The organism is Rubrivivax benzoatilyticus JA2 = ATCC BAA-35 (genome assembly GCF_000190375.1).
Taxonomy (GTDB): domain Bacteria; phylum Pseudomonadota; class Gammaproteobacteria; order Burkholderiales; family Burkholderiaceae_C; genus Rubrivivax; species Rubrivivax benzoatilyticus.
On sequence record NZ_AEWG01000090.1, the window covers coordinates 1 to 11,307 of the forward strand.

The 11,307-nt window shown below is 71.3% G+C and carries 10 protein-coding genes; 1 reads left to right on the forward strand and 9 read right to left on the reverse strand.

The window, feature by feature from the left end; genetic code table 11:
* The coding region (locus tag RBXJA2T_RS10955) for a DUF3418 domain-containing protein (RefSeq protein ID WP_039956649.1) at positions 1-2,355 on the forward strand (2,355 nt) is incomplete at its 5' end.
* A 257-nt stretch (positions 2,356-2,612) separates the two neighbouring features.
* Here the strand turns inward: RBXJA2T_RS10955 and RBXJA2T_RS10960 are convergent.
* The 9 genes from RBXJA2T_RS10960 to RBXJA2T_RS11000 form a co-directional block, all read right to left on the reverse strand.
* The gene (locus RBXJA2T_RS10960; RefSeq protein WP_009857437.1) at positions 2,613-3,971 is read right to left on the reverse strand and encodes a TrpB-like pyridoxal phosphate-dependent enzyme; all 1,359 of its coding nucleotides are present in this window, start codon (positions 3,969-3,971) and stop codon (positions 2,613-2,615) included.
* Positions 3,972-4,101: 130 nt separating this feature from the next.
* Positions 4,102-4,521 (reverse strand): response regulator, encoded by a 420-nt coding sequence (locus tag RBXJA2T_RS10965; protein ID WP_050801762.1) that lies wholly within the window; start codon positions 4,519-4,521, stop codon positions 4,102-4,104.
* Positions 4,496-5,722, reverse strand: a complete 1,227-nt coding sequence (locus tag RBXJA2T_RS10970; protein WP_081467625.1) for a methyl-accepting chemotaxis protein — start codon at positions 5,720-5,722, stop codon at positions 4,496-4,498. The genes RBXJA2T_RS10965 and RBXJA2T_RS10970 overlap by 26 nt, the downstream gene beginning before the upstream one ends.
* 43 nt (positions 5,723-5,765) lie before the next feature.
* Positions 5,766-6,131 carry a response regulator gene (locus RBXJA2T_RS10975; RefSeq protein WP_009857440.1) on the reverse strand — a complete coding sequence of 122 codons (366 nt, stop codon included), beginning with the start codon at positions 6,129-6,131 and terminating at the stop codon, positions 5,766-5,768.
* Between the two features lie 113 nt (positions 6,132-6,244).
* Positions 6,245-7,327: a methyl-accepting chemotaxis protein gene (locus RBXJA2T_RS10980; RefSeq protein ID WP_009857441.1), complete on the reverse strand. Its 1,083-nt coding sequence runs from the start codon at positions 7,325-7,327 to the stop codon at positions 6,245-6,247.
* The gene (locus RBXJA2T_RS10985) at positions 7,324-7,716 is read right to left on the reverse strand and encodes a response regulator transcription factor (protein WP_009857442.1); all 393 of its coding nucleotides are present in this window, start codon (positions 7,714-7,716) and stop codon (positions 7,324-7,326) included. Before RBXJA2T_RS10985 ends, RBXJA2T_RS10980 begins: the two co-directional genes overlap by 4 nt.
* A gap of 12 nt (positions 7,717-7,728) precedes the next feature.
* The gene (locus tag RBXJA2T_RS10990; RefSeq protein WP_009857443.1) at positions 7,729-9,768 is read right to left on the reverse strand and encodes an ATP-binding protein; all 2,040 of its coding nucleotides are present in this window, start codon (positions 9,766-9,768) and stop codon (positions 7,729-7,731) included.
* 20 nt (positions 9,769-9,788) lie between these two features.
* The gene (locus RBXJA2T_RS10995) at positions 9,789-10,013 is read right to left on the reverse strand and encodes a hypothetical protein (RefSeq protein WP_009857444.1); all 225 of its coding nucleotides are present in this window, start codon (positions 10,011-10,013) and stop codon (positions 9,789-9,791) included.
* Positions 10,013-11,307 (reverse strand): chemotaxis protein CheA (locus RBXJA2T_RS11000; protein WP_009857445.1); only part of this gene is annotated, 1,295 nt, incomplete at its 5' end. The genes RBXJA2T_RS10995 and RBXJA2T_RS11000, both read right to left, overlap by 1 nt.

Genomic DNA, 11,307 nt, shown 5'->3' on the forward strand with positions numbered 1-11,307 from the left:
GTGCCGCGCCACCACCCTCACCCCCAGCCCTCTCCCGCAGGCGGGAGAGGGAGCGAAGCGACCCACAAGCTCAGCAACCGGCAGCAGGAGCAGCGCCTGCGCGAGAGCTTCGTCAACCCGCGCCGCGTGCGCGAGTGGCGCGACATCCATTCGCAGCTGCTGACCGTCGTCGCCGAGCACGGCTGGCGGCTGAACACCGCGCCGGCGACCTACGAGCAGCTGCACCTGTCGATGCTCGCCGGCCTGCTGGGCAACATCGGCTGCAAGTCCGACGACGAGGACTGGTACCTCGGCGCGCGCGGCATCAAGTTCTGGCGCCACCCGGGCGCGCACCTGAGCAAGAAGCCGGGGCGCTGGATTGTCGCCGCCGAACTGGTGGAGACGACACGCCTCTTCGGCCGCGGCATCGCCGCCATCGAGCCGGGCTGGATCCCGGCGGTGGCCGGCCATTTGCTGAAGACCCAGCTGCTGGAGCCGCACTGGGAGAAGAAGGCCGCCGAGGTCATCGCGCTGGAGCGCGCGACGCTGTACGGGCTGGTCGTCTACAACAACCGCCGCGTCAACTACGGCCGTGTCGACGCCAAGGCGGCACGCGAGATCTTCATCCGCGAGGCGCTGGTCAACGGCGACTGGGAGTCGCGGCTGCCGTTCCTGGCGCACAACCGCAAGCTCGTCGCCCAGGTCGAGGAGCTGGAGCACAAGTCGCGGCGCCAGGACGTGCTCGTCGACGACGAGCTGATCTTCGCCTTCTACGACCAGCAGCTGCCGCCCGAGGTGTGCTCGGGCGCGACGCTGGAGAAGTGGTTCCGCGAAGAGGTCAAGAAGAGCCCCAAGCTGCTGCAGCTGACGCGCGACGAGCTGATGCGCCACGAAGCCGCCGGCATCACGACCGACGCCTTCCCGAAGACCGTGCGCCTGGGCGGCATCGACTGCGCGGCCAGCTATCTGCACGAGCCCGGCGACGCCAAGGACGGGCTCACCGTCACCCTGCCGATCTACGCGCTGAACCAGGCCAGCGAGGAACGCTGCCAGTGGCTGGTGCCCGGCATGCTGCGCGACAAGGTGCTGGCGCTGTGCAAGAGCCTGCACCAGCGCCCGCGTTCGCGCCTGGTGCCGCTGCCCGAGTTCGCCGCCGAGTTCTGCGCCACCGCGCCGTTCGCCCAGGGTGAACTCGTCGACGCGCTGTTGAAGGCGGTGCGCGAGCGCACGCAGCTCGCGGTGCAGCGCAACGACTTCAAGCTCGAGCAGCTGCCGCCGCACCTGTTCATGAATTTCCGCGTCGTCGACGAGCACGGCCGCCAGCTGGCGATGGGGCGCGACCTCGCCGGGCTGAAGGCCGAACTCGGCGGCCAGGCGCGCAGCGCGTTCCAGGCGCTGGCGGCGCTGAAGGTCAAGGCGGCGCCCGCGCCGCAACCCTCACCCCAGCCCTCTCCCGCGGGGCGGGAGAGGGAGCCGGGCCGCGGGGTGGCCGCCGAGGTCGTCGCGCCTCCCGCACCGGCCGCGGCGCAGCGGCACACCGCCTGGACCTTCGGCGAGCTGCCCGAGCTGATGGAGATCCGCAAGGGCGCGCAGACGCTGATCGGCTTCCCGGCGCTGGTCGACGGCGGCACGCACGTCGAGATCGAGGTCTTCGACGAGCCAGAGGTCGCCGCCGCCCGGCACCGTGTCGGCCTGCGCCGGCTCGTGATGCTGCAGATCCGCGAGCCGCTGAAGTACCTCGAGAAGAACATCCCCGATCTGCAGAAGATGGGCGTGGCCTTCATGGCGATGGGCGGCACCGTCGAGGAACTGCGCCAGCAGATCGTCGACGTCGCCGTCGACCGCGCCTTCCTGGCCGAGCCGCTGCCGAGCGACGAACGCAGCTTCAAGGCCCGCGTCGACGAAGGCCGCACGCGGCTGAACCTGATCGCCCAGGAAGTGGCGCGCCTGGCCGGCGTCGTGCTGGCCGAGTACGCGGTGGCTGCGCGCAAGCTGAAGGACAGCCGCCCGCCGAAGGACGTGGCCGACGACGTCGCGCAGCAGTTGCAGCGCCTGGTGCCCAAACGTTTCCTGGCGAACACCGACTGGGCGGCGCTGGCGCACTTCCCGCGTTATCTGAAGGCCGTGACGCTGCGCCTGGACAAGCTGCGCGCCGACCCGGCGCGCGACGCCACGCGCCTGGCCGAGCTGCGCCCGCTGGAGCAGCGCTACTGGCGCCGCGTCGCCGAGCTGAAGGGCGCGCAGCATGCGCGCCTGGACGAGTACCGCTGGCTGCTCGAGGAGCTGCGCGTGAGCCTGTTCGCCCAGGAGTTGCGCACGCCGCAGCCGGTGAGCGTCAAGCGGCTGGACAAAGCCTGGGCTCAGCTGTCGGGCTGAGCGTGGACGTGGTCGGTCCGGTGGACCGGCCACGCCTCGCGAAAGCTGGGGTCAGAAAGCTGGGGTCAGAAAGCTGGGGTCAGGTCTCAGGAGACCTGACCCCGGTTCTCGGCTGTTCGGATGGGCCGCCGACGCGCACGTTGGGGTCACGCACGTTGGGGTCAGGTCTCACGAGACCTGACCCCAGTCTTCCCACGAGACCTGACCCCAGTCTTCCGCGAGACCTGACCCCAGTCTTTCGGTGGTCAGGCAGAACGTCAGGCCGGGATGCTCGGCAGCCCCGACAGCGCCATCGCGAGCTCGGCCTCGTCGTAGCTGGCGTCGACCAGCTTGCCGCCGAGGTAGTTCGTGTAGGCGGCCATGTCGAAGTGGCCATGGCCGCTGAGGCCGAAGAGGATGGTCTCGGCCTTGCCTTCGGCCTTGCAGCGCAGCGCCTCGGCGACCGCACCCTGGATCGCGTGGCTGGCCTCCGGCGCCGGCACGATGCCTTCGCAGCGCGCGAACAGCACCGCCGCGGCGAAGCAGTCGTTCTGGGTGTGCGCCTGGGCCTCGATCAGGCCGAGCTCCTTCAGGTGGCTGACCAGCGGCGCCATGCCGTGGTAGCGCAGGCCGCCGGCGTGGAAGCCCGGCGGCGTGAAGGTGCTGCCCAGCGTGTGCATCTTGGTCAGCGGCGTCAGGTGCGCGGTGTCGCCGAAGTCGTAGGCGAACTTGCCGCGCGTCAGGCTCGGGCAGGCCGCCGGCTCGACGGCGACGATGCGGCGCTTGCGGCCGCCGCGCAGCGTCTGGCCGACGTAGGGGAAGGCGAGACCGGCGAAGTTGCTGCCGCCGCCGGTGCAGGCGATGACGATGTCCGGGTCGGCATCGGCCATCTCCATCTGCAGCATCGCTTCCTGGCCGATGATGGTCTGGTGCAGCAGCACGTGGTTGAGCACCGAGCCGAGCGCGTACTTGGTGTCGTCGTTCGTCGCCGCGACCTCGACCGCTTCGCTGATCGCCAGGCCCAGAGAGCCGGGGTGCTGCGGGTGCTCGGCCAGCACGGCACGGCCGGCGGCGGTCTCGGGCGACGGCGAGGGGATGCAGGTCGCGCCGTAGGTCTCCATCAGCGCGCGGCGGTACGGCTTCTGGTCGTAGGACACGCGCACCTGGAAGACCTTGACCTCCAGCCCGAACAGCGAGCCGGCGAAAGCCAGCGACGAGCCCCACTGGCCGGCGCCGGTCTCGGTGCTCAGCTTGCGGATGCCGGCCTGGGCGTTGTACCAGGCCTGCGGCACGGCGCTGTTGGGCTTGTGGCTGCCCGCCGGCGACACGCCTTCGTACTTGAAGAAGATCTTGGCCGGCGTCTGCAGCGCCTGTTCGAGGCGGCGGGCGCGGATCAGCGGCGCCGGGCGCCACAGGCGGAAGACTTCGCGGATCGGCTCGGGGATCTCGATCTCGCGCTCGGTCGCCATCTCCTGCTCGATCAGCGAGCGCGTGAACAGCGGCTCCAGGTCGGCCGGCGCGACCGGCTGTTTCGTGCCCGGGTGCAGCGGCGGCGCCGGCGGCACCGGCAGGTCGGCCACGATGTTGTACCAGTGCCGCGGCATGCGGCTTTCTTCGAGCAGGAACTTCGTCGTCATCGCATCTCCTGGGGGACGCGAGGATTCTGGCATCGGCGTGCGCGGCCTCCGCCGTGCCGCAGCGCGTCGTGGCGGGCGGCGTGGACGTCGCTTGATTGAAATCAGGCCCGTTGCGGGCGCTGCGCCACGTTCAGACCGCCTGCGCCTGCGGTGCCCGCTGCACGAAACGCGCGACCAGTTCGAGCAGCCCGCGCCCGCCGGTGGGCTTGAGCAGCCAGGCGGTGGCGCCGTCGGCGCGGCCCTGCTGGCGCATCTCGGGTGCCCCCTGGGTCGTCAGCGCGACGATGGGCGTGAAGCGCAGCAGCTTGCGCGCCTCGCGGATCAGCGTCAGGCCGTCGGTGCCCGGCATGACGATGTCGGTCAGCAGCAGGTCCGGGCGCAGCCCCTCGCGCAGCAGCGCCAGCGCCACGGTGCCGTCGGACGCGGTGACGACCTCGTAGCCACCGGTCTGCAGCGTCAGTTCGATGCTGCGGCGCATCGTCACCGAGTCGTCGACGAACAGCACGCAGGGCCGGTCGGCGGCTTCAGAAGAGTTCGATGCGGGGGCCATGGGTGCTCGCCAGGTGGAGGGGAGGATCGGGCGGGGCCGCCGCGGCCGCCCTGGCCGCGGTGCCGAGTCCGTGGGCCACGCGTTGCGCGTGCATCACGTAGTTGTCGGTCCAGCGCGTCAGCAGCTCCTCCAGCATCACCGGAGGCGGCGGCGCGGTGCCGTCGATCAGCTCGTAGACCTGGGCGAAATGCTCCGACAGGCTGCCCAGCGCGGTGTTGATCTGCTCGAGCAGCTGGCGGTTGATGTCCTGGAACTGCATGTCGCCGAGCGTGTCGACGATGTCGCCGGTGACGACCGCCATGCCGTCGTCCATGCGGCCCGACAGCTCGCCGAGATAGGGCACGACATCGGCCAGCGTGTCGCTCATCACCTGGATGTGGCAAGCGATCTCGCCGAGTTGCTGTGCGGCGCTCTCGCCCTGGCTGGCGTCGACGCGGTTCATCTCGGCGTCGATCGCGGTGGCGGCGTGGTGGATGCCGTCGCTGATCTGGCGCGCCGCCTCGCTGGTCTGCGTCGACAGCCGGCGCACCTCGGTGGCCACGACCTTGAAGCCGGCACCCTCGGTGCCGGCACGCGCGGCCTCGATCGAGGCGTTGATCGCCAGCAGATTGGTCTGGCGCGCGATGTCGCCGATCAGCGCGGCCAGCGGCGTGAGCTGGCGCACGCGCTCGGCCACTTCGCGCACGCGCCCGAGGTTCTCGGCCTGCCGGGCCTCGAAGTCCTCCTGGTGCCGGGCCAGCGAGGCGACGGCGCGGCCGTGCTCGCCGGCGCGGCTCAGCGAGTCCGAGGACAGGGCCTGCGAGCGCGAGACCGCCTCGAGGATGCGCTCGCGCAGGTCCATCGTGTTGGCGTGCACGCGGTTCATGCGCTCCATCATCGACATCACGGCCTCCTCGGAGGTCTTGATCGTCGCGCCGACCTGGGCCTTCAGGACGTCGAAGGCCTGTTGCAGCGTCTGGATGTCCTGGCGCACGCGTTGCCCGGCTTCGGAATGCCGGCTCATCGTGTGGCCGTAGCGCTCGCCCAGCCGCAGCCCCAGCAGGGCGCCGCCGAGCGCGGCCAGCGGCGTGCTCCAGGGCACCGACCCGGGCCAGATCAGGTGAAGCGCCAGGCCCGCCAGCGCCAGCGCCGTCAGGATCAGCACACGCTGCCCGGGCAGCCTGCGCCAGGGTCTGGGTGAGGGCTCGGCTCGCTCGTTCATCGTGGGCTCGCTCTTCGATGGCGCGGCGCGTCGTGGCGGGACTTCAGGCGCCCGGCAGCACCTGCTTGATGACCTTGACCAACTCGCCGCCGCCCAGCGGCTTGACCAGCCAGCCGGTGGCGCCGTTCTTCTTGGCTTCCTCGCGCTTGGCGAGCTGGCTCTCGGTGGTCAGCGCCAGGATCGGCGTGAAACGCAGCAGCTTGCGCGCCTCGCGGATCAGGCCGATGCCGTCCAGCCGGGGCATGTTGATGTCGGTGATGATCAGATCCGGCCGCAGGCCCGCGCGCAGCTTGCCGAGCGCGGCTTCACCGTCCGCGGCGGTCTCGACCCGGAAGCCGCTGATCTCCAGGGTGCCTTTGAGACTCATCAGCATCGTGGCCGAATCGTCGACGAGGAAAACGCATTTCATTGTTGGTGCCTTGTCGTGGCGGGCTTCTGGACCGTGCCCACTTTAAATGATAAAAACGATTTCTTCTGTGAAATCTGATCCGCAATCGGCCTCGGCGACCGTTCGTTCGCGCGCTAGAACAGTTCGATCCTGGGCTGCGATCCGGCCTCGACGCGGCCGGCTCCTGTGGCCTCGGCGTGCACCTCGTGCTGGCTGTGCATGACGTAGTCCTGGGCGTGCTGCTGCAGCCGCTCGCTGGCGCCGGGGCGCCCGTCGGCCATGCCGTCGCCGCGCTCGACCTGCACGGCCATCAGCTGAAGGTGCTCCTGCAGGCTGGCCAGCGCGTTCTGCACGTGTTCGATGCGCTGGCGTGTCACGTCCTGCACCTGCAGCTGTCCCAGCGCGTCGGCCAGACGGCCGGCGATGTCCACGTGGCCGTCGCGCACGGCGGCGACGACGGCGCCGATCTGCAGCCGCTGCATCGAGTCGGCGAAACGCTGGCGCATCGCGGCGATGTCGTCGAGCACGCGGCGCATGTTGCCGGTGGTGCTCTTGCGCTCGCTGGCGTCCATCGCGGTGGCGAGCTCGGCGTCGATGCCGTCGGTGGCGACGCTGATCTTGCGCGCGATGTCGTCGGCCACGCCGGCCGTGCGGGTCGACAGCAGGCGGATCTCCGCCGCCACCACGGCAAAGCCGCGGCCCGCCTCGCCGGCGCGCGCCGCCTCGATCGCGGCGTTGATGGCGAGGAAGTTGGTCTGCTGCGCCACCGCGGCGATGTCGTCGACCAGCGGCCCCAGGTCCTTCACGCCCTGCAGCCGGCGGATGCGCTCGAGGTTGGCGTCGACGTCCTTCTCCTGCTGCTCGACGAACATCTCCAGGATCGCGCCGAGCTGCGCGTCGGCCAGCAGCTTGTCCTTGACGACCTGGGCGAGCTCGTGCCCGTGGGCGTCGGTCTCGTCGATGCGCCGGGCCTGGCGATCGGACACCTCGTGCACCGCCGTCATGCGGCGGATCAGCTCGTGCGCGCCGGTCTCGGCGTCGTGCACGGCGCCGCCGAGCTGGCGCTGCATCACGTCGAGGAAGGCGGCCGACTCGCGCAGCTCGTGCGCCGTGTGCTCCCGGGTGGCGGGGCGCTGCCGGCCGCGCGGCAGCAGCCGCGACCACCAGCGCGCAGCCGACGGGCCGGCACCCGTGCCGGGCGGTGCCTCGTGACTCATGCCGGCTGCTCCTGCGTCGGGGCGCGCCGGACCAGCTGGGCGGTGATGTCCAGCAGCGCCCACGGACTGAAGGGTTTGACCAGGTAGTGCTGCGCGCCGCTGAGCAGCCCGGCCTCGATCTCGGAGGTCTGGCCCAGCGCCGAGATCATCACCACCGGCACCTCGTTCGTGCGCGGGTCGGCGTGCAGCTGGCGGGCGACCTCGTGGCCGTCCATGCCCGGCATCATCACGTCGAGCAGGATCAGGTCCGGCGGCGAGCGCCGCGCCAGCGCCAGGCCCTCCTCGCCGTCGCCGGCTTCGACGACCTCGTAGCCCTTGAACTCGAGTGTCATGCGGATCAGGCGGCGGATGTCGGGTTGGTCCTCGATGGACAGGATGGTGTAGGCCATGGTCTTGCGTGTTCAGGCGCTGGGTGTGGCGGCGCGCTCGCTGCGAAGCTGGCGCAGCGACTTGCGCGGCCGCGGTGAGTCGTCGCTCGGCACTTCGGCTGCCGGCGAGGAGGCCGAGGCCGGCAGGCTGGGGGCCGGCAGCTCGATCGTGAAGCGGGCGCCGCCGCCGTCGCGGTTGGCGGCGGTGATGCGTCCGCCGTGGGCGCCCATGATGCGGCGGCAGATCGCCAGCCCCAGGCCGGTGCCGCCGGCGCCGCTCTTCGTGCGCGAGCTCTGGACGAAGGGCTTGAAGATCGCCTCGATCTCGGCCTCGGGAATGCCGGGGCCGCGGTCGAGGATCTCCAGCCGCCGGCCGGCGGCGCCCAGGTCGGTGGCCGCGATCTCGATGCTGCTGCCTTCGGGCGCGAAGCGGATCGCGTTGGCCAGCACGTTGCGCAGCACCTGCTGCATGCGGAAGGCGTCGACCTCGGCGGTCAGCGCCGCCGCCGCTTCGGGCAGCACGATCTCGACCCGGCGCGCGCCGGCCTGCGGCCGCAGCTCGCGCACGACGGCCAGGGCCAGTTCGCCCAGGTCGGCCGGCCGCCGCACCAGCGAGCCCAGCGTGCCGTCGATCTTGGAGATGTCCAGCAGCCCGTTGACCAGCCGCAGCATGCGCGTGCCGCCGTCGTGGATGTCGCGAAACATCGGCTCGAACTGCGGGTGCCCGGCGGCGAAGTGGCGGCCGAGGTCGGAGAAGCCGAGGATGGACTGCAGCGGCGTGCGCAGCTCGTGGCTGATGGTGCCGATGAACTCGCTCTTGCTGCGGTCGGCCTGCTCGGCGGCCTCGGTGGCGCGCACGAGGTCGGTGATGTCGACGCGGAACCCGACGACGTGGCCGTCGGGCATCACGCGGTCGACGACGCGCAGCACCCGCCCGTCGTCCAGGCGCTGCACGAAGGGCCCAGCGCCCGAGCGGTGCACCTGCAGCCGCTGCGCCACCCATTCCTCCTCGCGGCCCTGCGCCGCGGGGTACTGGCCGCCACGCACGCCGGCGCGCAGGATGTCCTCGTAACGCACGCCGGTCAGCAGCTCCATGCCGGGCCGGGCGAACAGCGCACGGTACTTGTCGTTGCAGATGACGAGGCGGTCGTCGGGGTCGTAGAGCACGAAGGCCTCGTCGATGGTCTCGATCGCGTTGCGCAGCAGCGCTGCGTTGTGCAGCGCCTCGGCCTTGACGGCCCGCCGGACGCTGACGTCCTGTGCCGTGCCGATCAGGCGCAGCTCGCCGGTGGCGTCGAGCTCGCTCTCGGCGATGACACGCAGCCAGCGTTCCTGGCCGGCGCCGGTGATGACCTGCAGGTCCACGTCCCAGCGGTCGCGTGCGCTCAGGCCGTCGGCGATCAGCATCTCCACCTCGGCGCGGGACTGCGGGCCGACCCGGCGCAGGCAGTCGGCGATCGTCGGGTTCTCGCGCGGCGTCTCGCCGAGCAGCCGCCAGACCTGGCGCGTGAGGTTCAGCCTGCCGCTGGCGGGATCGAAGGACCAGCCGCCGACACCGCCGATGCGCCCGGTGTGCTCGAGGAAGTCCTGGCTCGCGCGCAGCGCGCCCTCGCTGTGGCGGCGTGCGGTGACGTCGGTCTGGATCGCCATGAAGCCCGACAGCCAGCCGTGGGCGTCGAGCAGCGGTTCGATGCGCAGGTCCACCCAGTACAGCCTGCCGTCGCGTGCACGGTTGAGGATCTCGCCGACGTAGCGCTGCCCGGCGCCGAGCGCTTCGCGCATCGCCAGGACGGTGCCCTGGTCGGAGCCGGGGCACTGCAGCATGCGCCCGGGGTTGTGGCCGACCATCTCCTCGAGCGGGTAGCCGGTCAGCTGCTCGAAGGCCGGGTTCACCCAGGTCACGCGTCGTTGCCGGTCGGTGATGACGACGGCGTTGGACGTCTGCCGCGCGACCAGGGCCAGGCGTTCGTTGTCGGCGACGAGGCGGCGCCAGCGCACGTGGGCGCGCCACTGCTGCACCGCCAGCGTCACCGCCAGCAGTGCCGCGAGGGCGATCGCCAGGGCCTGCACCATGGTCGTGTCCAGCCCGGCCTTCAGACGCCGAGCGCCGCGGCCAGCCAGCGTTCGCGCGGCGGCACCTTGACCGCCGGCCGCAGCGCCAGCAGCACCTGCAGCACGGCAGCGTGCAGGTGCTCGCAGTCGCCCAGGTGCACGGCCGGCGCCTTGCGCCGGCGGATCCAGGCCACCAGCGCCTCGGCGTCCTCGGCGCCGACGTGGCCTTCGAGCACCGCGTGGGTCTTCAGGTAGCGGATGGCCATCAGATCAGCTCCTTCGGGTTGAGGATCATCAGCACGCTGCCATCGCCCATCAGCGCCGTGCCGGCGAAGCCGGTGATGCCGGCGAGCACGCCTTCGAGCGGCTTGAGGATGATGTCGCTGGTGCCGTGGAAGTCGTCGACGACGAGGCCGATCGGCTCGCCGCCCAGGCGCACGACGAGCACCGCGTGCTCGTCCTCGGCGTTCAGCCGCGGCGCCTCGTCCAGCGCCAGCAGCTCGTGCAGCGGCCGCAGCGGCACGATGCGCCCGCGCAGCACCGCGGTCTTCGCGCGCTTGAAGTGGTGGATGTCGTCGGCCGGCACGCGCACGGTCTCGACGATCAGGTCCATCGGCACGCCGAAACGCCGGCCGCCGACCTCGATCATCATCACGTTGGTCACCGCCATCGACAGCGGCAGCGCCAGGCGGATCGTCGTACCGCGGCCGCGTTCGCTGGTCAGCGTGACGCTGCCGTTGATGCGCTCGACGGCCGAGCGCACGACGTCCATGCCGACGCCGCGCCCGGACAGGTCGGAGATCGTGTCGGCGGTGCTGAAGCCGGGCAGGAACACGAGCTGCGCCGCTTCGTGCTCGCTCAGCGAGTCGGCGCGGTCGGCGGGGATCAGCCCGCGCTCGACGGCCTTGGCGCGCACGCGTGCGGTGTCGATGCCGGCGCCGTCGTCGCTGATGTCCAGCAGCACGCGGTCGCCTTCCTGGCGCGCGGCCACGCGCAGCGTGCCCTGGGCCGGCTTGCCGGCGGCCAGGCGTGCGGCCGGCAGCTCGAGGCCGTGGTCCAGGCTGTTGCGCAGGATGTGGATCAGCGGGTCGGCCAGGCTCTCGATGACGTTCTTGTCGGCCTCGGTGTCCTCGCCCTCGACGACCAGCTGCACGTCCTTGCCGAGCTTCTTGCTGATGTCGCGCACCAGGCGGCCGAAGCGCTGGAAGATCGTGCCCACCGGCAGCATGCGCACCTGCAGGACGGCGTGCTGCATGTCCTCGGCGATGCGGTTGATGACCGAGTATTGGGTCTTGATCTCGCGTGCCAGCTCGCGCTGCTGGAACACCTCCTCGGCACGCTGCGCGAGGTAGGGCAGGGCGTTCTTGGCGACGACCATCTCGCCGATGAGGTCCATCAGCCGGTCGATCTTGTCCTGCGAGACCTTCAGCACCTTCTGGCCGGCGTCCTCGCCGGCGGCCGCGAGCGGACCGGCGGCACGGCGGCCCGCGGCCGCCGCGACCGTTTCGCCGGGCTCGGCCGCTGGCGTGCCGTCGAGACCGGCAGCCGGGGCGGGGCGGT

Coding starts and splice junctions, on each gene's coding strand:
- RBXJA2T_RS10965 (WP_050801762.1), bottom strand. CDS start 4,521: ATGGCCCCCGCATCGAACTCTTCTGAAGCCGCCGACCGGCCCTGCGTG.
- RBXJA2T_RS10970 (WP_081467625.1), bottom strand. CDS start 5,722: ATGAACGAGCGAGCCGAGCCCTCACCCAGACCCTGGCGCAGGCTGCCC.
- RBXJA2T_RS10990 (WP_009857443.1), bottom strand. CDS start 9,768: ATGGTGCAGGCCCTGGCGATCGCCCTCGCGGCACTGCTGGCGGTGACG.
- RBXJA2T_RS10980 (WP_009857441.1), bottom strand. CDS start 7,327: ATGAGTCACGAGGCACCGCCCGGCACGGGTGCCGGCCCGTCGGCTGCG.
- RBXJA2T_RS10975 (WP_009857440.1), bottom strand. CDS start 6,131: ATGAAATGCGTTTTCCTCGTCGACGATTCGGCCACGATGCTGATGAGT.
- RBXJA2T_RS10995 (WP_009857444.1), bottom strand. CDS start 10,013: ATGGCCATCCGCTACCTGAAGACCCACGCGGTGCTCGAAGGCCACGTC.
- RBXJA2T_RS10960 (WP_009857437.1), bottom strand. CDS start 3,971: ATGACGACGAAGTTCCTGCTCGAAGAAAGCCGCATGCCGCGGCACTGG.
- RBXJA2T_RS10985 (WP_009857442.1), bottom strand. CDS start 7,716: ATGGCCTACACCATCCTGTCCATCGAGGACCAACCCGACATCCGCCGC.